Source organism: Micromonospora sp. DSM 45708 (assembly GCF_039566955.1).
Taxonomy (GTDB): Bacteria; Actinomycetota; Actinomycetes; order Mycobacteriales; family Micromonosporaceae; genus Micromonospora.
This window is the reverse complement of sequence record NZ_CP154796.1, coordinates 3,862,708-3,889,701: the sequence shown is the minus strand read 5'-3', so window position 1 is coordinate 3,889,701 and position 26,994 is coordinate 3,862,708. Positions and strand designations below refer to the sequence as shown.

Annotated in this window: 2 protein-coding genes (1 of these 2 only partly in view); both read left to right on the top strand. The window is 68.9% G+C overall.

Annotated features, from left to right (window positions below; genetic code table 11):
• A protein-coding gene (locus VKK44_RS16430) for a type I polyketide synthase (RefSeq protein ID WP_343441975.1) crosses the window boundary here: on the top strand, positions 1 to 15,977 show its 3' portion. It extends 10,639 nt beyond the left edge of the window; 15,977 of the gene's 26,616 nt are visible here — the last part of the coding sequence; its start codon lies off the left edge, out of view; it ends in the stop codon at positions 15,975 to 15,977.
• Positions 15,974 to 26,983 (top strand): type I polyketide synthase, encoded by an 11,010-nt coding sequence (locus tag VKK44_RS16425; RefSeq protein WP_343441974.1) that lies wholly within the window; start codon positions 15,974 to 15,976, stop codon positions 26,981 to 26,983. The genes VKK44_RS16430 and VKK44_RS16425 overlap by 4 nt, the downstream gene beginning before the upstream one ends.
• Positions 26,984 to 26,994 lie beyond the last annotated feature (11 nt).

Sequence of the window (26,994 nt, the reverse complement as noted above, 5' to 3'; positions counted from 1 at the left end):
CGGTGTTGTTGGCGGGCACGGCTTATGTGGAGTTGGTGATGTACGCCGGCGACCAGGTCGGTTGTGGCTTGGTGCAGGAGTTGACGCTGCAGACCCCGTTGGTGCTGCCGGAGCAGGGCGGGGTGCAGGTGCAGGTGTGGGTCGGTGATCCCGGCCAGGATGGTCGACGGCCGGTCAACGTGTACTCCCGACCGGAGGGCGCGGAGGGTGTGGGGGGTTCGTGGGTTCGGCATGCCACGGGTGTGTTGAGCCCGCAGACGGGTCGGGTTGCGGCGGGGTTGGGGCAGTGGCCGCCGGCCGACGCGCGACCGGTGGCTGTAGACGGGTTGTATGAACGGTTGGCCGACGGCGGGTACGTGTACGGGCCGGTGTTCCAAGGCCTGCGGGCGGTGTGGCGTTCCGAGCGGGATGTGTACGCCGAGGTGACACTGCCCGAGCACGTCGAGACCGGCGGGTTCGGGTTGCATCCGGCGGTGCTGGACGCGGCGTTGCACCCGATCGGGTTGACCGGGCTGCTCGGCGACGACGATGGCGGGGCGGTGTTGCCGTTCGCGTGGAGTGGGGTGCGGCTGCATGCGACCGGGGCGAGCACGCTGCGGGTCCGGCTGACACCGGCCGCCGACGGCGGTGGTATCGCGGTGGCGGTGTTCGACACCGCCGGCCAGCCGGTCCTGACCGCGGACTCGCTCGTGTTGCGGCCGGTGACCACCGACCAGTTGGCCGTCGGGGTGCCGGATGCGGCGCAGTCGCTGTTCGCGGTGGAGTGGGTGCCGCTGCCGGACGCGGAACCTGACACCACGGCGGCGGCTGTCGAACCGGTCTGGGGATGGCATGGGCAGGTTGATGGTGAGCTGCCCACGGTGGTGGTGGCCGAGCTACCAACTCCAGACGATGCTGTGGGCGTTGTCGAGGCCACGCATGCGGCGAGCACGTTGGTGTTGGGCTGGGTCCAGGACTGGCTGGCCGATCCGGCCACGGAGGGTTCCCGCCTGGTGGTGCTCACCCGCGGCGCCACCGACGGCAGTGACCTGGCCGCGGCTGCGGTGTGGGGCCTGGTCCGTTCCGCGCAGTCCGAACACCCTAACCGATTCATCCTGCTCGACCTCGACGACGACACCGACCCCTGCAACGACCTGGGCAGGATCCTGACGGCGGTAGTCGACAGCGGCGAGCCGGAGATCGCGGTACGCGCTGGCGGGCTGTATGTGCGGCGGTTGGTCCGGGCCGGTAGTGGCCGTTTGGTCCTGCCTGGCTCTGATGGGTTGTCGTGGCGTCTGGATGTGTCGGAGCCGGGCAGTTTGGACAATCTGGCGGTGGTGGATTGTCCGGAGGTGGTGGCGCCGTTGGCGGTTGGTCAGGTGCGGGTTGCGGTGCGGGCGGCGGGGTTGAACTTCCGGGATGTGTTGGTCGGGTTGGGTATGTATCCGGATCCGGCTGCGGTGATGGGTAGTGAGGCGGCCGGTGTGGTGCTCGAGACCGGCCCGGACGTGACGGGGATGGTGGTCGGGGATCGGGTGTTCGGGATGTTCAACGGTGCGTTGGGGCCGGTGGCGGTCACCGATCATCGTCTCCTGGCCCGGGTCCCGCGGGGCTGGTCTTTTACTCGGGCGGCGTCGGTGCCGATTGTGTTTCTGACCGCGTTTTACGCGTTGCGGGATCTGGCGGGTGTGCGGGCGGGGCAGCGGATTTTGATTCATGCTGCGGCTGGTGGGGTGGGTATGGCCGCGGTGCAACTGGCCCATGCCTGGGGATTGCAGGTGTACGCCACCGCGAGCGCCGGTAAGTGGGACACCCTGCGCGGGATGGGTGTGGACGATGTCCACCTGGCTTCGTCCCGTGATCTGGGCTTCCGCGACAGCTTCCTGACCGTGACCGGTGGGGAGGGTGTGGATGTGGTCCTCAACGCGCTGGCCGGGGAGTTCGTGGACGCGTCGTTGGACCTGCTGCCCCGTGGTGGCCGGTTCGTGGAGATGGGTAAGACCGACGTGCGGGATTCGGCCCGGGTTGCTGCGGATCGTCCCGGGGTGGTGTATCAGGCGTTCGACCTGTCCGAGGCCGGTGGTGACCGGATCGGGCAGATGCTGGCCGAGATCCTGGACATGTTCACCGCGGAGGTCCTGCAGCCACTGCCGGTGAGCGTGTTCGAGGCAGCCCACGCCGTGCAGGCCCTGCGTTATCTGCAGGCGGCCCGCCACGTGGGCAAGGTCGTGCTGCGGCTACCGGCCGGGCTGGACCCGCGTGGCACGGTGGTGATCACCGGTGGGACCGGTGTGTTGGGTGGATTGGTGGCCCGGCATCTGGTCACCACGCATGGGGTCAGGCATCTGTTGTTGGTGTCCCGGCGGGGCCCGGCCGCGGCCGGAGCGGCGGAGCTGGTCGGTGACCTGACGGAGCTGGGTGCGCGGGTGCGGGTGGTGGCGTGTGACGTCGCTGACCGCAACGCCCTGGCCGAGGTACTGGCGGCGGTGCCGGCCGGGCATCCGGTGGTCGGGGTGGTGCACACCGCCGGAGTCCTCGATGACGGGGTGGTCGAGGCGTTGACGCCGCGGCGGCTGGAGACGGTGTTGCGGGCGAAGGCGGATGCGGCGTGGTGGCTGCATGAGCTGACCCGGGACATGGATCTCGGGTTGTTCGTGGTGTATTCGTCGGCGGCGGCCACGCTCGGGTCACCGGGGCAGGGCAACTACGCCGCGGCCAACGCCGTCTTGGACGCCCTGGCACTACGACGACAGGCCGCCGGCCTGGTCGGGCACTCGCTGGCGTGGGGGCTGTGGGCCCAGCAGTCGGCGATGACCGGGCATCTCGACGAGGCCGACCTGGACCGGATGCGACGCAGCGGCATCCTTCCCCTGTCCTCCGAGCAGGGCCTGGGACTGTTCGACGCGGCGATACGTACCCACCAGCCGCAGTTGGTGCCGATCCGGGTGGACCTGCCCGCGCTACGTCGTACCGCCGCCGGTGGTGTGCCGCCGTTGTGGCAGGTGTTGGCCGGCGGCTCGACCCGCAGGGCCGCGACCACCGCCGATGCGCGGGTGGATCTGGCCGCCAGGTTGGCGGCTATGGGAGTCGAGGAACGCGAACGGACGGTCCTGGAACTGGTACGCGCACAAGCTGCGGTCGTGCTCGGCCATCCCGACTCCACGACGATTGATTCGGGCAGCGCGTTCCGTGAGCTCGGGTTCGACTCGTTGACCGCGGTGGAGTTGCGTAACCGGCTGGCTGCCGCGACTGGGCTGTCGTTGCCGGCCACGCTGGTCTTCGACCATCCGACACCGCAGGTGTTGGCCGGTTACCTGCTGACGGAACTGCTCGGTGAGCAGACCGACGTCGTCGCGCCGGTGGTGGTCGGTGCGGGTGTCGATGAGCCGGTGGCGATTGTGGGGATGGGGTGTCGGTATCCGGGTGGGGTTGATGACCCGGACGGGTTCTGGCGGTTGTTGGTCGAGGGCGTTGACGCGGTGGAGGGATTCCCCGCGGATCGGGGTTGGGATCTGACGGCGTTGTACGACCCCGATCGGCAGCGGTCGGGGACCCGGTACGGAACCTTCCTTTCCGGGGCCGCGATGTTCGACGCGGGGTTCTTCGGGATCAGTCCGCGGGAGGCCGTGGCGATGGATCCGCAGCAGCGCCTGCTGCTGGAGGTTTCCTGGGAGGCGCTGGAGCGGGCCGGGATCGACCCGTCCGGGCTACGCGGCTCGGACACCGGCGTGTATGTCGGCACCAGCGGCCAGGACTACATCTCGATGATCGGCGACGCGCAGGCCGGCAGCGAGGGGCACCTCCTGACCGGCAACGCTGCCAGTGTCATGTCCGGGCGGGTGGCGTACACCCTGGGCCTGGAAGGCCCGGCCGTGTCGGTGGACACGGCGTGTTCGTCATCAGCGGTCGCGGTGCATCTGGCGGCGCAGGCGTTGCGCTCGGGTGAGTGCTCGATGGCCCTGGCCGGCGGTGTGACGGTGATGGCCACCCCGGGAGCGTTCGTGGAGTTTTCCCGGCAGGGCGGGTTGGCCGCCGACGGGCGGTGCAAACCGTTCGCGGACGCGGCTGACGGCACGGGCTGGGGTGAAGGTGTCGGAATCCTGGTGTTGGAGCGGTTGTCGGATGCTCGCCGGCGGGGGCATCAGGTGTTGGCGGTGGTGCGGGGCAGCGCGGTCAACCAGGACGGCGCCTCCAACGGGTTGAGTGCCCCGAACGGGCCGTCGCAGCAGCGGGTGATCCGTCAGGCCTTGGCCAACGCGCGGCTGACGCCCGGCGACGTCGACGTGGTGGAAGCACACGGCACCGGCACCACGCTGGGTGACCCGATCGAAGCACAAGCACTCATCGCCGCATACGGCCAGGACCGGCCCGCGGAGCAGCCGTTGCGGTTGGGGTCGGTGAAGTCGAACATCGGCCACACCCAGGCAGCCGCCGGCGTCGCCGGGATCATCAAAATGGTCCTCGCCATGCGGCACCGGTTGATGCCCAAGACGCTGCACGTGGACACCCCCTCCACGCATGTGGACTGGTCGGCGGGGTCGGTGCGGCTGCTGACCGAGGCCGCACCATGGCCAGGTAACGGCCGGCCACGACGGGCCGGGGTGTCCTCGTTCGGGATCAGCGGCACCAACGCCCACCTCATCCTCGAAGAGCCCGAACCGCTCCAGATCCCCGAAGAGACCGAACCGTTCGAACTGCCGCAGGTCGCACCGGCTGACCCGGCGGGCTCTGGCCAGGATTCGCCGGCCCCGCCGGGCGGTGGGGTGGTGCCGTGGTTGTTGTCGGCTAAGTCTGAGGTGGCGTTGCGGGCGCAGGCGCAGCGGCTGGCGGGGTTCGTGGCGGATCGGCCTGAGGTGGGGCCGGTGGTGGTGGGGCGGGCGTTGGCGGGCCGGTCGGTGTTCGCGCATCGGGCGGTGGTGGTGGCTGGGGATGCCGACGGGTTCTTGGCTGGGTTGCGGGATGTGGATGCTTCGCCGGTGGTGGTGCGTGGTGTGGCGGCGGGTGGGGGTAGCGCGGCGGGTCCGGTGTTTGTGTTTCCGGGGCAGGGGGCGCAGTGGGTGGGTATGGGGTTGGCGTTGTGGGATGCCGAGCCGGTGTTCGCGCAGGCCATGGCGCGGTGTGCGCAGGCTTTGGCGCCGTTGGTGGGTTGGTCGTTGCGGGAGGTGTTGGCTGATCCGGTGTTGTTGGGTCGGGTGGATGTGGTGCAGCCGGTGTCGTGGGCGGTGATGGTGTCGCTGGCGCAGTTGTGGCGTTCGGTGGGTGTGGTTCCGGCGGCGGTGGTGGGGCACAGTCAGGGTGAGATCGCTGCGGCGTGTGTGGCTGGTGGCCTGTCTTTGGCTGATGGGGCCAGGGTGGTGGTGTTGCGGAGCCGGGCGATCGTGGCGTTGTCGGGGTCGGGGGGCATGGTGTCGGTGCCCGCACCGTTGTCCGAGGTGCAGCAGTTGATTGCCGGGTGGGGTGAGGACCTGTCGGTCGCGGCGGTCAACGGTCCGGCGCAGGTGGTGATCTCTGGTACCACGACCGCGTGTGAGGAGTTCGTCCAGGCCCACGCGGGGTTGGGGGTTCGGCGGATCGCGGTGGATTACGCCTCGCATTCGCCGCAGGTGCAGATGATCGAGGACCGGTTGCGCACGGATTTGGCTGGTCTGCGGCCTCGTAGCGGGCAGGTGGCGTTCTATTCGACGCTGGAGGCGGCGCGGGTCGACACCGCTGGTCTTGATGGTGGTTACTGGTATCGGAATCTGCGGCACCAGGTTCGGTTCGGTGAGGTGATCCGGACGCTGACTGAGGCTGGTCATCGGACGTTCGTGGAGGTTAGTCCGCATCCGGTGTTGGCGATGGCGGTGGAGCAGGCCGGTGAGGGCCTGGTGGTGACGGGCACGCTGCGTCGTGACGACGGTGGACGCGACCGTTGGCTACGGTCGATGGCCGCCCTGCACGTTGCCGGTGTCACCATCGACTGGACCCCGGCACTGGGCACCGGCCCGACCCCGCCGGTTGCCCTGCCTACCTACCCGTTCCAGCACCAGCGGTACTGGCCGCAGACCGTGGCCGGCGGTGTGGGCGATGCTCGGGTGTTGGGGCAGGGTTCGGTTGATCATCCGTTGTTGCGTGCGGCGGTGTCGTTGGCTGATGGGGACGGGGTGGTGTTGACCGGCCGGTTGTCGCTGTCGGCGCAGCCGTGGTTGGCCGATCATGCGGTGTTGGGTTCGGTGTTGTTGGCGGGCACGGCGTATGTGGAGTTGGTGATGTACGCCGGCGACCAGGTGGGCTGTGCCCTGGTCGAGGAGTTGACGCTGCAGACCCCGTTGTTGCTGCCCGAGCAGGGTGCAGTGCAGGTGCAGGTGTGGGTCGGTGATCCCGGCCAGGATGGTCGACGGCCGGTCAACGTGTACTCCCGGCCGGAGGGTGTGGAGGGTGTGGGGGGTTCGTGGGTTCGGCATGCCACGGGTGTGTTGAGCCCGCAGACGGGTCGGGTTGCGGCGGGGTTGGGGCAGTGGCCACCGGCCGACGCGCGACCGGTGGCTGTTGATGGTCTGTATGAACGGTTGGCCGACGGCGGGTACGTGTACGGGCCGGTGTTTCAGGGTTTGCGGGCGGTGTGGCGTTCCGACCGGGATGTGTACGCCGAGGTGACACTGCCCGAGCACGTCGGGGTGGATGGGTTCGGGTTGCATCCGGCGGTGTTGGACGCGGCGTTGCATCCGATCGGGTTGACCGGGCTGCTCGGCGACGACGATGGCGGGGCGGTGTTGCCGTTCGCGTGGAGTGGGGTGCGGCTGCACGCGACCGGGGCGACCACGCTACGGGTCCGGCTGACACCGGCCGGCGACGGCGGTGGTATCGCGGTGGCGGTGTTCGACACCGCCGGCCAGCCGGTGCTGACTGCGGACTCGTTGGTGTTGCGGCCGGTGACCACCGACCAACTGGGCGCCGGGGTACTGGACGCGGCGCAGTCACTGTTCGCCGTGGAATGGGTGCCGCTACCCGATGCGGAACCCGACACCGCGTCGGTGGCTGCCGAACCGGTCTGGGGATGGCATGGGCGGGTTGATGGTGAGCTGCCCACCGTTGTGGTCGCCGAGCTACCAGCTGCGGGCGATGGTGTCGGTGTTGTTGAGGCCACGCATGCGGCGAGCGCGTTGGTGTTGGGTTGGGTGCAGGAGTGGCTGGCCGATGTGGCCACGGAGGGTTCCCGCCTGGTGGTGCTCACCCGTGGCGCTACCGATGGCAGTGACCTGGCCGCGGCTGCGGTGTGGGGTCTGGTCCGTTCCGCGCAGTCCGAACACCCTCGCCGATTCATCCTGCTCGACCTCGACGATCACACTGACCACGGCACTGACCACGGCACTGACCACGGCACCGGCCATGGCACCGACCTGGGCAGGATCCTGACGGCGGTGCTCGCCAGCGGTGAGCCGGAGGTCGCGGTTCGGGCTGGTGGCCTGTATGCCCGGCGGTTGACCCGAGCCGGTGGTAGTGGCCGGCTGTCTCTGCCTGGTCCTGGTCGGTTGTCGTGGCGTCTGGATGTGTCGGAGCCGGGCAGTTTGGACAATCTGGCGGTGGTGGATTGTTCGGAGGTGGTGGCGCCGTTGGCGGTTGGTCAGGTGCGGGTTGCGGTGCGGGCGGCGGGGTTGAACTTCCGGGATGTGTTGGTCGGGTTGGGTATGTATCCGGATCCGGCTGCGGTGATGGGCAGCGAAGCGGCCGGAGTGGTGCTCGAGACCGGCCCGGACGTGACGGGGATGGTGGTCGGGGATCGGGTGTTCGGGATGTTCAACGGTGCGTTGGGGCCGGTGGCGGTCACCGATCATCGTCTCCTGGCCCGGGTCCCGCAGGGGTGGTCTTTCACTCGGGCGGCGTCGACGCCGATCGTGTTCCTGACCGCGTATTACGCGTTGCGGGATCTGGCGGGTGTGCGGTCAGGGCAGCGGATTCTGATCCATGCTGCGGCAGGTGGGGTGGGGATGGCCGCGGTGCAGCTGGCTCGGGCGTGGGGGTTGCAGGTGTACGCCACCGCGAGCGCCGGTAAGTGGGACATCCTGCGCGGGATGGGTGTGGACGACGCGCACCTCGCCTCTTCCCGCGATCTGGGCTTCCGCGACAGCTTCCTGACCGTGACCGGTGGGGAGGGTGTGGATGTGGTCCTCAACGCGCTGGCCGGGGAGTTCGTGGACGCGTCGTTGGACCTGCTGCCCTGCGGTGGCCGGTTCGTGGAGATGGGTAAGACCGACGTGCGGGACCCGGCTCGGATCGCCGCGGACCGTCCCGGGGTGGTGTATCAGGCGTTCGACCTGTCCGACGCTGGTGGTGACCGGATCGGGCAGATGCTGGCCGAGATCCTGGACATGTTCGCCGCGGAGGTTCTTCAGCCGCTGCCGGTGAGTGTGTTCGAGGCGACTCACGCAGTGCAGGCCTTGCGTTATCTGCAGGCGGCCCGTCATGTGGGCAAGGTGGTGCTGCGGCTACCGGCCGGGCTGGACCCGCGTGGCACGGTGGTGGTCACTGGTGGGACCGGGGTGTTGGGTGGTTTGGTGGCCCGGCATCTGGTCACCGCGCATGGGGTCAGGCATCTGTTGTTGTTGTCCCGGCGGGGTCCGGCCGCGGCCGGGGCGACCGAGTTGGTCGGTGACCTGACGGAGCTGGGTGCGCGGGTGCAGGTGACCGCGTGTGACGTCGCTGACCGGGATGCTCTGGCCGAGGTGTTGGCGGCGGTGCCGGCTGAGCATCCGATGGTCGGGGTGGTGCACACCGCGGGCGTGCTCGATGACGGGGTGGTCGAGGCGTTGACGCCGCAGCGGCTGGAGACGGTGTTGCGGGCGAAGGCGGATGCGGCGTGGTGGTTGCACGAACTGACCCGGGACATGGATCTCGGGTTGTTCGTGGTGTATTCGTCGGCGGCGGCCACGCTCGGGTCACCGGGGCAGGGCAACTACGCCGCGGCCAACGCCGTCCTGGACGCCCTGGCACTACGACGACAGACCGCCGGCCTGGTCGGCCAGTCGTTGGCGTGGGGGCTGTGGGCCCAGCAGTCGGCGATGACCGGGCATCTCGACGAGGCCGACCTGGACCGGATGCGACGCGCCGGCATCCTTCCCCTGTCCCCTGAGCAGGGCCTGGCGTTGTTCGACACGGCGATACATACTGACCAGCCGCAGCTCGTGCCGATCCGGGTGGAGCTGGCCGCGCTGCGCCGAGCCGCCGCCGGCGGCCTGCCGCCGTTGTGGCGGACGTTGGCCGGCGGCTTCGCCCGCCGCACGGCAACCACAACCGATACGCGGGTGGATCTGGCCACCAGGTTGGCCGCTATGGGAGTCGAGGAACGCGAACGGACAGTCCTGGAACTGGTACGCGCACAAGCTGCGGTCGTGCTTGGCCATGCCGACCCCGCGGCGGTTGATCCGGGCAGCGCGTTCCGTGAGCTCGGGTTCGACTCGTTGACTGCGGTGGAGTTGCGTAACCGGTTGGCTGCCGCGATCGGACTGTCGCTGCCGGCCACGCTGGTCTTCGACTACCCCAGTGCGGAGGTGTTGACCGACCATCTGACGGACCTGCTGCTTGGTAAGAACGCTGCCGTGGCCGTCGCGCCGCTGGTGGTCGGTGTGGGTGTTGATGAGCCGGTGGCGATTGTGGGGATGGGGTGTCGGTATCCGGGTGGGGTTGGTGACCCGGAGGGGTTTTGGCGGTTGCTGGTCGAGGGTGTTGACGCGGTGGGTGAGTTCCCGGTGGATCGGGGTTGGGATGTCGGGTCGTCGGATGACTCGGATCCGGCGGGGTCGGGGACCAGTTATGTCCGCGAGGGTGGGTTCCTGACTGACGCGGCGTTGTTCGATGCGGGGTTCTTCGGGATCAGTCCGCGGGAGGCTGTGGCGATGGATCCGCAGCAGCGGTTGTTGTTGGAGGTTTCCTGGGAGGCGTTGGAGCGGGCGGGGATCGACCCGTCGGGGCTACGCGGGTCGGACACCGGCGTGTATGTCGGCACCCATGGGCAGGACTATCCGACGTTGTTGAGTGTGGCGGATTCTGCGGGGGATGGATTCTCCGGTACCGGTAACGCGGCGAGTGTCATGTCGGGGCGGGTGGCGTACACCCTGGGTCTGGAGGGCCCGGCGGTGTCGGTGGATACGGCGTGTTCGTCGTCGTTGGTGGCGGTGCATTTGGCGGCGCAGGCGTTGCGGTCGGGTGAGTGTTCGATGGCTCTGGCCGGCGGCGTAGCGGTGATGGCCACTCCAGGGACGTTTGTGGAGTTTTCCCGGCAGGGCGGGTTGGCCGCTGACGGGCGGTGTAAGCCGTTCGCGGATGCGGCTGACGGCACGGGTTGGGGTGAGGGCGTCGGAATTGTGGTGTTGGAGCGGTTGTCGGATGCTCGCCGGCGCGGGCATCAGGTGTTGGCGGTGGTGCGGGGCAGCGCGGTCAATCAGGACGGTGCGTCGAACGGGTTGAGTGCGCCGAACGGTCCGTCGCAGCAGCGGGTGATCCGTCAGGCGCTGGCCAACGCGCGGCTGACGCCGGGCGAGGTGGATGTGGTGGAGGCGCATGGCACGGGTACCACGCTGGGTGATCCGATCGAGGCGCAGGCGCTGATCGCCGCGTATGGCCAGGACCGGCCGGCGGGGCAGCCGTTGCGGTTGGGGTCGGTGAAGTCGAACATCGGCCACACCATGGCAGCCGCGGGTGTCGCTGGGATCATCAAGATGGTCCTCGCGATGCGGCACGGCTTGATGCCCAAGACGCTGCACGTGGACACCCCGTCCACCCATGTGGACTGGTCGGCCGGCTCGGTGCAGCTGCTGACCGAGGCCACACCATGGGCGGACAGCGGGCGGCCACGGCGGGCTGGGGTGTCGTCGTTCGGGATCAGCGGCACCAACGCCCACCTCATCCTCGAAGAAGCCGAACCGTTCGAACTGCTGCAGGTCGCACCGGCTGACCCGGCGGGCTCTGGCCAGGATTCGCCGGCCCCGCCGGGCGGTGGGGTGGTGCCGTGGTTGTTGTCGGCTAAGTCTGAGGTGGCGTTGCGGGCGCAGGCGCAGCGGTTGGCGGGGTTCGTGGCGGATCGGCCTGAGGTGGGGCCGGTGGTGGTGGGGCGGGCGTTGGCGGGCCGGTCGGTGTTTGCGCATCGGGCGGTGGTGGTGGCCGGGGAGGTGGACGGGTTCCTGGCCGGGTTGCAGGATCTGGCTGGGTTGCGGGATGTGGATGCTTCGCCTGCGGTGGTGCGTGGTGTGGCGGCTGGTGTGGGTGGTGCGGCGGGTGCGGTGTTTGTGTTTCCGGGGCAGGGGGCGCAGTGGGTGGGTATGGGGTTGGCGTTGTGGGATGCCGAGCCGGTGTTCGCGGAGGCGATGGTGCGGTGTGGGGAGGTGTTGGCGCCGTTGGTGGGTTGGTCGTTGCGGGAGGTGTTGGCTGATCCGGTGTTGTTGGGTCGGGTGGATGTGGTGCAGCCGGTGTCGTGGGCGGTGATGGTGTCGCTGGCGCAGTTGTGGCGTTCGGTGGGTGTGGTTCCGGCGGCGGTGGTGGGGCACAGTCAGGGTGAGATCGCTGCGGCGTGTGTGGCTGGTGGTCTGTCTTTGGCTGATGGGGCCAGGGTGGTGGTGTTGCGGAGCCGGGCGATCGTGGCGTTGTCGGGGTCGGGGGGCATGGTGTCGGTGCCCGCACCGTTGGACGAGGTGCAGCAGCTGATCGGCGGGTGGGGTGGGGACCTGTCGGTCGCGGCGGTCAATGGTCCGGCGCAGGTGGTGGTGTCTGGTACCACGGTCGCGTGTGAGGAGTTCGTCCAGGCGCATGCGGGGTTGGGGGTTCGGCGGATAGCGGTGGATTACGCCTCGCATTCGCCGCAGGTGCAGGCGATCGAGGATCGGTTGCGCAGGGATTTGGCTGGTCTGCGGCCTCGTAGCGGGCAGGTGGCGTTCTATTCGACGCTGGAGGCGGCGCGGGTCGACACTGCTGGTCTTGATGGTGGTTACTGGTATCGGAATCTGCGGCACCAGGTTCGGTTCGGTGAGGTGATCCGGACGCTGACTGAGGCTGGTCATCGGACGTTCGTGGAGGTTAGTCCGCATCCGGTGTTGGCGATGGCGGTGGAGCAGGCCGGTGAGGGCCTGGTGGTGACGGGCACGCTGCGTCGTGACGACGGTGGACGCGACCGTTGGCTACGGTCGATGGCCGCCCTGCACGTTGCCGGTGTCACCATCGACTGGACCCCGGCACTGGGCACCGGCCCGACCCCGCCGGTTGCCCTGCCTACCTACCCGTTCCAGCACCAGCGGTACTGGCCGCAGACCGTGGCCGGCGGTGTGGGCGATGCTCGGGTGTTGGGGCAGGGTTCGGTTGATCATCCGTTGTTGCGTGCGGCGGTGTCGTTGGCTGATGGGGACGGGGTGGTGTTGACCGGCCGGTTGTCGCTGTCGGCGCAGCCGTGGCTGGCCGATCATGCGGTGTTGGGTTCGGTGTTGTTGGCGGGCACGGCATACGTGGAGTTGGTGATGTACGCCGGCGACCAGGTCGGTTGTGCCCTGGTCGAGGAGTTGACGCTGCAGACCCCGTTGCTGCTGCCCGAGCAGGGTGCAGTGCAGGTGCAGGTGTGGGTCGGTGATCCCGGCCAGGATGGTCGACGGCCGGTCAACGTGTACTCCCGGCCGGAGGGCGCGGAGGGTGTGGGGGGTTCGTGGGTTCGGCATGCCACGGGTGTGTTGAGCCCGCAGACGGGTCGGGTTGCGGCGGGGTTGGGGCAGTGGCCACCGGCCGACGCGCGACCGGTGGCTGTCGACGGGTTGTATGAACGGTTGGCCGACGGCGGGTACGTGTACGGGCCGGTGTTCCAAGGCCTTCGGGCGGTGTGGCGTGGCGAGCGTGATGTGTATGCCGAGGTGACGCTGCCCGAGCACGTCGAGACCGGCGGGTTCGGGTTGCATCCGGCGGTGTTGGACGCGGCGTTGCACCCGATCGGGTTGACCGGGCTGCTCGGCGACGACGATGGCGGGGCGGTGTTGCCGTTCGCGTGGAGTGGGGTGCGGCTGCACGCGACCGGGGCGACCACGCTACGGGTCCGGCTGACACCCGCCGACGACGGTGCTATCGCGGTGGCGGTGTTCGACACCGCCGGCCAGCCGGTGCTGACCGCGGACTCGCTGGTGTTGCGGCCGGTGACCACCGACCAACTGGGCGTCGGGATGCCGGATGCGGCGCAGTCGCTGTTCGCGGTGGAGTGGGTGCCGCTGCCGGACGCGGAACCGGTGGCTGCCGAACCGGTCTGGGGATGGCATGGGCAGGTTGATGGTGAGCTGCCCGCGGTGGTGGTGGCCGAGCTACCGGCTGCGGGCGATGCTGTGGGTGTTGTCGAGGCCACGCACGCGGTGAGCGCGTTGGTGTTGGGTTGGGTCCAGGACTGGTTGGCTGATGCGGACACGGACGGTTCCCGGTTGGTGGTGGTCACTCGTGGCGCTACCGATGGTAGTGACCTGGCCGCGGCTGCGGTGTGGGGTCTGGTCCGTTCCGCGCAGTCCGAGCACCCCAACCGGTTCGTCCTGCTCGACCTCGACGACGACACCGACCCCGGACGCGAACTAGGCAGACTCCTGACCGCAGTGCTCGACAGTGACGAGCCGGAGATCGCGGTACGCGCCGGTGACCTGTACACCCGGCGGTTGACCCGAGCCGGTAGTACTGGCCGGCTATCCCTGCCCGGCGCCGAGCGATTGTCGTGGCGTCTGGATGTGTCGGAGCCGGGCAGTTTGGACAACCTGACGGTGCTGGATTGTCCGGAGGCGGTCGCGCCGTTGGCGGCTGGGCAGGTACGGGTTGCGGTGCGAGCAGCGGGGCTCAACTTCCGGGACGTGTGGCTCGGGCTGGGTATGTCCCCGGATCCGACCGCGGTGATGGGCAGCGAAGCGGCCGGAGTGGTGATCGAGACCGGCCCGGACGTGACGGGGATGGTGGTCGGGGATCGGGTGTTCGGGATGTTCAACGGTGCGTTGGCGCCGGTGGCGGTCACCGATCATCGTCTCCTGGCCCGGGTCCCGCAGGGCTGGTCGTTCACTCGGGCGGCGTCGACGCCGATCGTGTTCCTGACCGCGTATTACGCGTTGCGGGATCTGGCCGATGTGCGGGCGGGGCAGCGGATCCTGATCCATGCCGCGGCCGGTGGGGTGGGGATGGCCGCGGTGCAACTGGCCCATGCCTGGGGATTGCAGGTGTACGCCACCGCGAGCGCCGGTAAGTGGGACACCCTGCGCGGGATGGGTGTGGACGATACGCACCTGGCCTCTTCCCGCAATCTGGACTTCCGCCGCAGCTTCCTGACCGCGACCCGGGGACAGGGTGTGGACATGGTGCTCAACGCCCTGACCGGTGAATTCGTGGACGCGTCGCTGGACCTGCTGCCCCGTGGTGGCCGGTTCGTGGAGATGGGTAAGACCGACGTACGGGATGCGGCCCGGGTCGCCGCGGACCACCCCGGGGTGGCGTACCAGGCGTTCAACCTGCCCGACGTCGGTGCTGACCGGATCGGGCAGATGCTGGCCGAGATCATGGACATGTTTACCGCGGAGATCCTCCAACCACTACCCGTGAACGTATTCGAAGCAGCCCACGCCGTGCAGGCCCTGCGTTATCTGCAGGCGGCCCGCCACGTGGGCAAGGTCGTGCTGCGGCTACCGGCCGGGCTGGACCCGCGTGGCACGGTGGTGATCACCGGCGGGACCGGTGTGTTGGGTGGTTTGGTGGCCCGGCATCTGGTCACCACACACGGGGTCAGGCACCTGTTGTTGTTGTCCCGGCGGGGCTCGGCCGCGGCGGGGGCGGCGGAGCTGGTCGGTGACCTGACGGAGCTGGGCGTGCGGGTGCAGGTGGTGGCGTGTGACGTCGCTGACCGCAACGCCCTGGCTGAGGTGTTGGCGGCGGTGCCGGCCGGGCATCCGGTGGTGGGGGTGGTGCACACCGCGGGCGTGCTTGATGACGGGGTGGTCGAGGCGTTGACGCCGCAGCGGCTGGAGACGGTGTTGCGGGCGAAGGCGGATGCGGCGTGGTGGCTGCATGAGCTGACCCGGGACATGGATCTCGGGTTGTTCGTGGTGTATTCGTCGGCGGCGGCCACGTTCGGGTCACCGGGGCAGGGAAACTACGCCGCGGCCAACGCGGTCCTGGATGCCTTGGCGCTGCGGCGGCAGGCCGAGGGTCTGGTGGGGCAGTCGTTGGCGTGGGGGCTGTGGGCCCAGCAGTCAGCGATGACCGGGCATCTCGACGAGGCCGACCTGGACCGAATGCGACGCACCGGCATCCTTCCCCTCTCCTCCGAGCAGGGCCTGGCACTGTTCGACACGGCAATACGCACCAACCAGCCGCAACTCGTACCGATCCGGGTCGACATGGCCGCGCTACGTCGTACCGGGGCCGGTGGCCTGCCACCGTTGTGGCGGACATTGGCCGGCGGCTTCGCCCGCCGGACGGCAACCACAACCGACACCCAGATGGACCTGACCACCAGGCTGGCCGCTATGGGCGTCGAGGAACGCCAGCGAACAGTCCTGGAACTGGTACGAATACAAGCCGCCGTCGTACTCGGCCATCCCGACCCAACGATGATCGACCCGGACAGCGCATTCCGCGAACTCGGCTTCGACTCGTTGACCGCGGTGGAGCTGCGTAACCGGCTGGCCGCCGCGACCGGCCTGTCGTTGCCGGCCACGCTGGTCTTCGACTACCCCACCCCCGCCGAACTCAGCCGCGAGCTGTGGACGCGAGTTGTGCCAGAGGAGAAGGCGCCCGCAAATGCTCTGGAGTCCGACTTGGACCGGATCGAGCAGGCTATACGCAGGTTTGCCTCGGGCGATGGCAGAGATCCGACGAAGCTGGCGGACCGCCTGCGTGAGCTGGTGCGCAGGCTCGAGGCCCAGACGGGCGGCCACGGGGCAACCCCGGTGATCGACACCTATGCAGCCTCAGATGACGAGCTGTTCGACGTTCTCGACAAGATCGCAAGCTCCGAGGGAGGGCGAACGGCATGAGCAACGATGAGAAGCTGCGGACATATCTGCGACAGGCTACGGACAACCTGCTGGAGACCCGGCGACGCCTGCAGGAGATTCAGGATCGGGCGACTGAACCCATCGCCGTGGTCTCGATGGCCTGCCGGTTCTCGTCCGGCATAGATACCCCGGAACAGCTCTGGGATCTCATTGCCACGGGTGGCGACGCCATCGGGCCATGGCCGATGGATCGGGGTTGGGATGTCGGGTCGTTGTATGACCCGGATCCGGCACGGTCGGGGACCAGTTATGTCCGTGAGGGTGGGTTCCTGACTGGCGTGGCGTTGTTTGACGCGGGTTTTTTCGGGATCAGTCCGCGGGAGGCCGTGGCGATGGATCCGCAGCAGCGACTGCTCTTGGAGGTCTCCTGGGAGGCATTGGAGCGGGCGGGGATCGACCCGTCCGGGCTGCGCGGCTCGGACACCGGTGTATATGTGGGTACCACCGGACAGGACTACGTCTCGATAATCGGCGACGCGCAGACCGGTAGCGAGGGGCACTTGCTTACCGGTAACGCGGCGAGTGTCATGTCGGGGCGGGTGGCGTACACCCTGGGTCTGGAGGGCCCGGCGGTGTCGGTGGATACGGCGTGTTCGTCGTCGCTGGTCGCGGTGCATTTGGCGGCGCAGGCGTTGCGGTCGGGTGAGTGTTCGATGGCCCTGGCCGGCGGCGTAGCGGTGATGGCCACGCCGGGAGCGTTCGTGGAGTTTTCCCGGCAGGGCGGCTTGGCCGCGGATGGGCGGTGTAAGCCGTTCGCGGACGCGGCTGACGGTACGGGTTGGGGTGAGGGAGTTGGGATTCTTGTGTTGGAGCGGTTGTCGGATGCTCGCCGGCGGGGGCATCAGGTGTTGGCGGTGGTGCGGGGCAGCGCGGTCAATCAGGACGGTGCGTCGAACGGGTTGAGTGCGCCGAATGGTCCGTCGCAGCAGCGGGTGATCCGTCAGGCTCTGGCGAATGCGCGGTTGTCGCCGGGCGAGGTGGACGTGGTGGAGGCGCACGGCACGGGCACCACGTTGGGTGACCCGATTGAGGCGCAGGCGCTGATCGCCGCGTATGGCCAGGACCGGCCGGCGGGGCAGCCGTTGCGGTTGGGGTCGGTGAAGTCGAACATCGGCCACACCCAGGCAGCCGCGGGTGTCGCCGCAATCATCAAGATGGTCCTCGCGATGCGGCACGGCCTGATGCCCAAGACGCTGCATGTAGACGCCCCGTCGTCACACGTGGACTGGTCGGCTGGCTCGGTGCGGTTGCTGACCGAGGCCACACCATGGGCGGACAGCGGCCGGCCACGACGGGCCGGGGTGTCGTCGTTCGGGATCAGCGGCACCAACGCCCACCTCATCCTGGAGGAGGCCGATCCCGTACCGGACCCGGCGTTGGGTCATGAGCCGGCCCCGCCGTCCGGCGGGGTGGTGCCGTGGTTGTTGTCGGCTAAGTCTGAGGTGGCGTTGCGGGCGCAGGCGCAGCGGTTGGCCGGGTTCGTGGCGGATCGGCCTGAGGTGGGGCCGGCCATGGTGGGGCGGGCGTTGGCGGCTCGAGCCGTGTTCGCGCATCGGGCGGTGGTGGTGGCTGGGGATGCCGACGGGTTCTTGGCTGGGTTGCGGGATGTGGATGCTTCGCCGGTGGTGGTGCGTGGTGTGGCGGCTGGTGGGGGTAGCGCGGCGGGTCCGGTGTTTGTGTTTCCGGGGCAGGGGGCGCAGTGGGTGGGTATGGGGTTGGCGTTGTGGGATGCCGAGCCGGTGTTCGCGGAGGCGATGGTGCGGTGTGGGGAGGTGTTGGCGCCGTTGGTGGGTTGGTCGTTGCGGGAGGTGTTGGCTGATCCGGTGTTGTTGGGTCGGGTGGATGTGGTGCAGCCGGTGTCGTGGGCGGTGATGGTGTCGCTGGCGCAGTTGTGGCGTTCGGTGGGTGTGGTTCCGGCGGCGGTGGTGGGGCACAGTCAGGGTGAGATCGCTGCGGCGTGTGTGGCTGGTGGCCTGTCTTTGGCTGATGGGGCCAGGGTGGTGGTGTTGCGGAGCCGGGCGATCGTGGCGTTGTCGGGGTCGGGGGGCATGGTGTCGGTGCCCGCACCGTTGTCCGAGGTGCAGCAGTTGATTGCCGGGTGGGGTGAGGACCTGTCGGTCGCGGCGGTCAACGGTCCGGCGCAGGTGGTGATCTCTGGTACCACGACCGCGTGTGAGGAGTTCGTCCAGGCCCACGCGGGGTTGGGGGTTCGGCGGATCGCGGTGGATTACGCCTCGCATTCGCCGCAGGTGCAGATGATCGAGGACCGGTTGCGCACGGATTTGGCTGGTCTGCGGCCTCGTAGCGGGCAGGTGGCGTTCTATTCGACGCTGGAGGCGGCGCGGGTCGACACCGCTGGTCTTGATGGTGGTTACTGGTATCGGAATCTGCGGCACCAGGTTCGGTTCGGTGAGGTGATCCGGACGCTGACTGAGGCTGGTCATCGGACGTTCGTGGAGGTTAGTCCGCATCCGGTGTTGGCGATGGCGGTGGAGCAGGCCGGTGAGGGCCTGGTGGTGACGGGCACGCTGCGTCGTGACGACGGTGGACGCGACCGTTGGCTACGGTCGATGGCCGCCCTGCACGTTGCCGGTGTCACCATCGACTGGACCCCGGCACTGGGCACCGGCCCGACCCCGCCGGTTGCCCTGCCTACCTACCCGTTCCAGCACCAGCGGTACTGGCCGCAGACCGTGGCCGGCGGTGTGGGCGATGCTCGGGTGTTGGGGCAGGGTTCGGTTGATCATCCGTTGTTGCGTGCGGCGGTGTCGTTGGCTGATGGGGACGGGGTGGTGTTGACCGGCCGGTTGTCGCTGTCGGCGCAGCCGTGGTTGGCCGATCATGCGGTGTTGGGTTCGGTGTTGTTGGCGGGCACGGCGTATGTGGAGTTGGTGATGTACGCCGGCGACCAGGTGGGCTGTGCCCTGGTCGAGGAGTTGACGCTGCAGACCCCGTTGTTGCTGCCCGAGCAGGGTGCAGTGCAGGTGCAGGTGTGGGTCGGTGATCCCGGCCAGGATGGTCGACGGCCGGTCAACGTGTACTCCCGGCCGGAGGGTGTGGAGGGTGTGGGGGGTTCGTGGGTTCGGCATGCCACGGGTGTGTTGAGCCCGCAGACGGGTCGGGTTGCGGCGGGGTTGGGGCAGTGGCCACCGGCCGACGCGCGACCGGTGGCTGTTGATGGTCTGTATGAACGGTTGGCCGACGGCGGGTACGTGTACGGGCCGGTGTTTCAGGGTTTGCGGGCGGTGTGGCGTTCCGACCGGGATGTGTACGCCGAGGTGACACTGCCCGAGCACGTCGGGGTGGATGGGTTCGGGTTGCATCCGGCGGTGTTGGACGCGGCGTTGCATCCGATCGGGTTGACCGGGCTGCTCGGCGACGACGATGGCGGGGCGGTGTTGCCGTTCGCGTGGAGCGGGGTGCGGCTGCACGCGACCGGGGCGACCACGCTACGGGTCCGGCTGACACCGGCCGGCGACGGCGGTGGTATCGCGGTGGCGGTGTTCGACACCGCCGGCCAGCCGGTGCTGACTGCGGACTCGTTGGTGCTACGGCCGGTGACCACCGACCAGTTGGCCGTCGGGATGCCGGATGCGGCGCAGTCGCTGTTCGCGGTGGAATGGGTACCGCTACCGGACGCGGAACCGGTGGCTGCCGAACCGGTCTGGGGATGGCATGGGCAGGTTGATGGTGAACTGCCCACGGTCGTGGTCGCCGAGCTACCGGCTGCGGGCGATGCTGTGGGTGTTGTTGAGGCCACGCATGCGGCGAGCGCGTTGGTGTTGGGTTGGGTCCAGGAGTGGCTGGCTGATCCGGGCACGGAGGGTTCCCGCCTGGTGGTGCTCACTCGTGGCGCTACCGATGGTAGTGACCTGGCCGCGGCTGGGGTGTGGGGTCTGGTCCGTTCCGCGCAGTCTGAACACCCTCACCGGTTCGTCCTGCTCGATCTCGACGATGATACCGACCACGATGGCGATCACGGCAGCGACCTGGGCAGGATCCTGGCGGCGGTGCTCGCCAGCGGTGAGCCGGAGGTCGCGGTTCGGGCTGGTGGCCTGTATGCCCGGCGGTTGACCCGAGCCGGTGGTAGTGGCCGGCTGTCTCTGCCTGGTCCTGGTCGGTTGTCGTGGCGTCTGGATGTGTCGGAGCCGGGCAGTTTGGACAATCTGGCGGTGGTGGATTGTTCGGAGGTGGTGGCGCCGTTGGCGGTTGGTCAGGTGCGGGTTGCGGTGCGGGCGGCGGGGTTGAACTTCCGGGATGTGTTGGTCGGGTTGGGTATGTATCCGGATCCGGCTGCGGTGATGGGTAGTGAGGCGGCCGGTGTGGTGCTCGAGACCGGCCCGGACGTGACGGGGATGGTGGTCGGGGATCGGGTGTTCGGGATGTTCAACGGTGCGTTGGGGCCGGTGGCGGTGACTGATCATCGTCTCCTGGCCCGGGTCCCGCGGGGCTGGTCTTTTACTCGGGCGGCGTCGGTGCCGATTGTGTTTCTGACCGCGTTTTACGCGTTGCGGGATCTGGCGGGTGTGCGGTCAGGGCAGCGGATTCTGATTCATGCTGCGGCAGGTGGGGTGGGGATGGCCGCGGTGCAGCTGGCTCGGGCGTGGGGGTTGCAGGTGTACGCCACCGCGAGTGCCGGTAAGTGGGACATCCTGCGGGGGATGGGTGTGGACGATGCGCACCTGGCTTCGTCCCGTGATCTGGGCTTCCGCGACAGCTTCCTGACCGTGACCGGTGGGGAGGGTGTGGATGTGGTCCTCAACGCGCTGGCCGGGGAGTTCGTGGACGCGTCGTTGGACCTGCTGCCCCGTGGTGGCCGGTTCGTGGAGATGGGTAAGACCGACGTGCGGGACCCGGCTCGGATCGCCGCGGATCGTCCCGGGGTGGTGTATCAGGCGTTCGACCTGTCCGAGGCCGGTGGTGACCGGATCGGGCAGATGCTGGCCGAGATCCTGGACATGTTCGCCGCGGAGATCCTCCAACCACTGCCGGTGAGCGTGTTCGAGGCGACTCACGCAGTGCAGGCCTTGCGTTATCTGCAGGCGGCCCGTCATGTGGGCAAGGTGGTGCTGCGGCTACCGGCCGGGCTGGACTCCCGTGGCACGGTGGTGATCACTGGTGGGACCGGTGTGTTGGGTGGGTTGGTGGCCCGGCATCTGGTCACCACACACGGGGTCAAGCACCTGTTGCTGTTGTCCCGGCGGGGTCCGGCCGCGGCCGGAGCGACCGAGTTGGTCGGTGACCTGACGGAGCTGGGTGCGCGGGTGCGGGTGGTGGCGTGTGACGTCGCTGACCGGGATGCTCTGGCTGAGGTGTTGGCGGCGGTGCCGGCCGGGCATCCGGTGGTGGGGGTGGTGCACACCGCGGGGGTGCTTGATGACGGGGTGGTCGGGGCGTTGACGCCGCGGCGGCTGGAGACGGTGTTGCGGGCGAAGGCGGATGCGGCGTGGTGGTTGCATGAGCTGACCCGGGATATGGATCTCGGGTTGTTCGTGGTGTATTCGTCGGCGGCGGCCACGTTCGGGTCACCGGGGCAGGGCAACTATGCCGCGGCCAACGCGGTCCTGGATGCCTTGGCGCTGCGGCGGCAGGCCGAGGGTCTGGTGGGGCAGTCGTTGGCGTGGGGGCTGTGGGCCCAGCAGTCGGCGATGACCGGGCATCTCGACGAGGCCGACCTGGACCGGATGCGACGCAGCGGCATCCTTCCCCTGTCCCCTGAGCAGGGCTTGGCGTTGTTCGACGCGGCGATACGTACTGACCAGCCGCAGCTCGTGCCGATCCGGGTGGACTTGGCCGCGCTGCGTCGTGCCGCCGCCGGTGGCGTGCCGCCGTTGTGGCGGACGTTGGCCGGCGGCTCCGCCCGCAGGGCCGCGACCGCCGCTGACGCGCCGGTGGATCTGGCGGCCAGGTTGGCGGCTATGGGGGTCGAGGATCGCCAGCGGACGGTTCTGGAGCTGGTGCGGGCACAGGCTGCGGTTGTGCTCGGCCATGCCGACCCCGCGGCGGTTGATCCGGACAGCGCGTTCCGTGAGCTCGGGTTCGACTCGTTGACGGCGGTGGAGTTGCGTAACCGGTTGGCTGCCGTGACTGGGTTGTCGTTGCCGGCCACGCTGGTCTTTGACTATCCGACGCCGGTGGTGTTGGCCGGGTATCTGTTGACGGAGCTGTTTGGTGAGCAGATCGATGTCCTTACGCCGGTGGCGGTGGGTGTGGGTGTTGATGAGCCGGTGGCGATTGTGGGGATGGGGTGTCGGTATCCGGGTGGGGTTGGTGACCCGGAGGGGTTTTGGCGGTTGCTGGTCGAGGGTGTTGACGCGGTGGGTGAGTTCCCGGTGGATCGGGGTTGGGATGTCGGGTCGTCGGATGACCCGGATCCGGCGGGGTCGGGGACCAGTTATGTCCGCGAGGGTGGGTTCCTGACTGACGCGGCGTTGTTCGATGCGGGGTTCTTCGGGATCAGTCCGCGGGAGGCTGTGGCGATGGATCCGCAGCAGCGGTTGTTGTTGGAGGTTTCCTGGGAGGCGTTGGAGCGGGCGGGGATCGACCCGTCGGGGCTACGCGGGTCGGACACCGGCGTGTATGTCGGCACCCATGGGCAGGACTATCCGACGTTGTTGAGTGTGGCGGATTCTGCGGGGGATGGATTCTCCGGTACCGGTAACGCGGCGAGTGTCATGTCGGGGCGGGTGGCGTACACCCTGGGTCTGGAGGGCCCGGCGGTGTCGGTGGATACGGCGTGTTCGTCGTCGCTGGTCGCGGTGCATTTGGCGGCGCAGGCGTTGCGGTCGGGTGAGTGTTCGATGGCCCTGGCCGGCGGCGTAGCGGTGATGGCCACTCCAGGAGCCTTCGTGGGGTTCTCTCGGCAGGGCGGGTTGGCCGCTGACGGGCGGTGTAAGCCGTTCGCGGACGCGGCTGACGGCACGGGCTGGGGTGAAGGCGTCGGAATCCTGGTGCTGGAACGACTGTCCGATGCTCGCCGGCGGGGGCATCAGGTGTTGGCGGTGGTGCGGGGCAGCGCGGTCAATCAGGACGGTGCGTCGAACGGGTTGAGTGCGCCGAACGGTCCGTCGCAGCAGCGGGTGATCCGTCAGGCGCTGGCCAACGCGCGGCTGACGCCGGGCGAGGTGGATGTGGTGGAGGCGCATGGCACGGGTACCACGCTGGGTGATCCGATCGAGGCGCAGGCGCTGATCGCCGCGTATGGCCAGGACCGGCCGGCGGGGCAGCCGTTGCGGTTGGGGTCGGTGAAGTCGAACATCGGCCACACCATGGCAGCCGCGGGGATTGCCGGGATCATCAAGATGGTCCTCGCGATGCGGCACCGGTTGATGCCCAAGACGCTGCACGTGGACGCCCCGTCGTCACATGTGGACTGGTCGGCTGGCTCGGTGCGGTTGCTGACCGAGGCCACACCATGGGCGGACAGCGGCCGGCCACGGCGGGCCGGGGTGTCGTCGTTCGGGATCAGCGGCACCAACGCCCACCTCATCCTGGAGGAGGCCGATCCCGTACCGGACCCGGCGTTGGGTCATGAGCCGGCCCCGCCGTCCGGCGGGGTGGTGCCGTGGTTGTTGTCGGCTAAGTCTGAGGTGGCGTTGCGGGCGCAGGCGCAGCGGCTGGCGGGGTTTGTGGCGGATCGGCCTGAGGTGGGGCCGGTGGTGGTGGGGCGGGCGTTGGCGGGCCGGTCGGTGTTTGCGCATCGGGCGGTGGTGGTGGCTGGGGATGCCGACGGGTTCTTGGCTGGGTTGCGGGATGTGGATGTTTCGCCTGCGGTGGTGCGTGGTGTTGCGGCGGGTGTGGGTGGTGCGGGTTCGGTGTTTGTGTTTCCGGGGCAGGGGGCGCAGTGGGTGGGTATGGGGTTGGCGTTGTGGGATGCCGAGCCGGTGTTCGCGGAGGCGATGGTGCGGTGTGGGGAGGTGTTGGCGCCGTTGGTGGGTTGGTCGTTGCGGGAGGTGTTGGCTGATCCGGTGTTGTTGGGTCGGGTGGATGTGGTGCAGCCGGTGTCGTGGGCGGTGATGGTGTCGCTGGCGCAGTTGTGGCGTTCGGTGGGTGTGGTTCCGGCGGCGGTGGTGGGGCACAGTCAGGGTGAGATCGCTGCGGCGTGTGTGGCTGGTGGCCTGTCTTTGGCTGATGGGGCCAGGGTGGTGGTGTTGCGGAGTCGGGCGATTGTGGCGTTGTCGGGGTCGGGGGGCATGGTGTCGGTGCCCGCGCCGTTGTCCGAGGTGCAGCAGTTGATTGCCGGGTGGGGTGGGGACCTGTCGGTCGCGGCGGTCAACGGTCCGGCGCAGGTGGTGATCTCTGGTACCACGGCCGCGTGTGAGGAGTTCGTGCGGGCGCATGCGGGGTTGGGGGTTCGGCGGATCGCGGTGGATTACGCCTCGCATTCGCCGCAGGTGCAGGCGATCGAGGATCGGTTGCGCACGGATTTGGCTGGTCTGCGGCCTCGTAGCGGGCAGGTGGCGTTCTATTCGACGCTGGAGGCGGGGCGGGTCGACACTGCTGGTCTTGATGGTGGTTACTGGTATCGGAATCTGCGGCACCAGGTTCGGTTCGGTGAGGTGATCCGGACGCTGACTGAGGCTGGTCATCGGACGTTCGTGGAGGTTAGTCCGCATCCGGTGTTGGCGATGGCGGTGGAGCAGGCCGGTGAGGGCCTGGTGGTGACGGGCACGCTGCGTCGTGACGACGGTGGACGCGAGCGTTGGCTACGGTCGATGGCCGCCCTGCACGTTGCCGGTGTCACCATCGACTGGACCCCGGCACTGGGCACCGGCCCGACCCCGCCGGTTGCCCTGCCTACCTACCCGTTCCAGCACCAGCGGTTCTGGCCGGCGGTGCGGGATGTGTCGGTGCGGGGTGGGGATGGTGAGTTTGATGCGGAGTTTTGGCAGGTGGTGCAGCGGGGTGATGTGGGGGCTTTGGCTTCTGCGTGGGGGGTGGATGAGCAGGGTGTGGCTACGGTTTTGCCGGGGTTGGCGGCGTGGCAGCGGGCTCGTGAGGACCGGCGGCTGATTGACGCGTGGCGGTATCGGGTTGTGTGGGAGCCGTTGACCGGTGGTCCTGAAGCGGCGCTGAATGGTAGCTGGCTTGTGGTGTATGGCGCGGATCTGGTGGCTGATGAGGTCGGGTCGGGGTGGGTCGGGCGGGTCGAGCAGATCCTGGTCGGGCATGGTGCGCGGGTGGTGCGGGTAGCTGTTGACGGCACCCGGGTGGGGGCGGCTACGGCGTTGCGGGCGGTGGTGGCCGGGCTGGACGGGGCCGGGTGGGGTGGGGTGGTGTTCCTACCCGGCGGGGCGCCGGTGCAGGAGCTATTGGCGCTGCTGCAAGGCCTGCACGACACCGACACGGGTAGCGACGCGGGGCGGGTGTGGGTCCTTACCCGAGGCGCGGTGGGTACGGGTCGGTTCGATGCTCCTGTTGATCCGGTGCAGGCTCTAGCGTGGGGTTTGGGTGTGGTCGCGGCGTTGGAGTATCCGCGCCTGTGGGGTGGTCTGGTGGATCTGCCTGCGCTCTGGCCTGAGGCGTCGCGGGACGCGGCGGCGGTGGCGCGTCGGTGTGTCGCGGTGTTGGCCGGGTGGGGTGGTCAGGATCAGGTCGCGGTGCGTGCGAGTGGTGTGTATGGGCGCAGGTTGGTGCGTGCCGGGGCGGTGGAGTCGCCGCGGGTGTGGCAGCCTCGGGGCACGGTGCTGGTCACTGGTGGTACCGGTGGGTTGGGTGCGCATGTGGCTCGTTGGGTGGCCGGGCACGGTGCGGAGCATGTGGTGTTGGTGTCTCGTCGGGGTATGGACGGGCCGGGTGTGGCCGAGTTGGTCGGTGAGTTGGGCGCTGATGGCCGGGTCCGGGTGAGTGTGCGGGGTTGTGATGTGGCGGATCGTGACGGGTTGGCCGCGGTCCTGTCCGGGGTGGGGCCGGTTGATGCGGTGGTCCACGCGGCCGGGGTGGGTCAGCTCGCGTCCATCGACGACACCGATGCGCAGGTGGCGGAGCACATTTTGGCGGCGAAGGTTGCGGGTACCCGTAACTTGCACGAGTTGTTGGTCGAGGGGTCTGAGCGTCCGTTGGACGCGATGGTGTTGTTTTCCTCGAACGCTGGTGTGTGGGGTGGTGGTGGGCAGGGGGTGTACGCGGCGGCTAACGCGTTCCTGGACGCGTACGCCGCCCAGCAGCGTGCCGCGGGGCGGTCGGTGACGAGTGTGGCGTGGGGTTTGTGGGCCGGTGAGGGAATGGCCGGGCAGGCCGACACCGGGCAGTTGCACCGGCGTGGGGTGCGCGGTATGGATCCGCAGCGGGCGGTGCAGGCCTTGGTGGAGGCGGTCGGTCAGGGTGAAGGCTTCCTCGCGGTCGCTGACGTGGACTGGGCCCAGTTCACCCAGGCGTTCACTTCCGCACGCCCGAGTGCGCTACTGGCTGGCCTGCCCGAGGCACAAGCCGCTGTCGCCGACGCCGAGCCCAGGCCACTCGACGACTCGACACTGGCCGCCGAGCTACGCGCGTTGACCGGCCCGCAACGCCAGCAGAAGATCCTCGAACTGGTACGCACCCACGCCGCTACAGCCCTTGGCCACGACAGTGCCCAGGCGATCCCACCTGATCGGGCATTCCGCGAACTCGGCTTCGACTCCCTGACCGCCGTAGAACTACGCAACCGGTTGGCCGCCGTGACCGGACTGCCGCTACCAGCCACGCTGGTCTTCGACCATCCGACACCGATCGCCCTGGCCGACCATCTCCGGGTCCAGCTGTGGCCGGGCGAGCAGGCCGAGGCACCGGTCGTCGCCGAGCTCGACCGGTTGGAGCGCGCGCTCGCCGGACCAGCCGTGGACGCGGATACGCGCGCCCAGCTCGCCCGGCGCCTCCAGGCGTTGGTCGTCCGGCTCACCACGCCGCTGCCCGCAGAGTCGACCGCCGGGCCCGACACCGACCTGGACGAGGTCACCGACGACGAGCTGTTCGAACTTGTCGACAACGAGCTCGGCTCGGCCTGAACGCCGTATCC

What these genes read in the sequence shown, in the direction of transcription:
- VKK44_RS16425 (WP_343441974.1), top strand. Translation starts at nt 15,974, where the DNA reads ATGAGCAACGATGAGAAGCTGCGGACATATCTGCGACAGGCTACGGAC.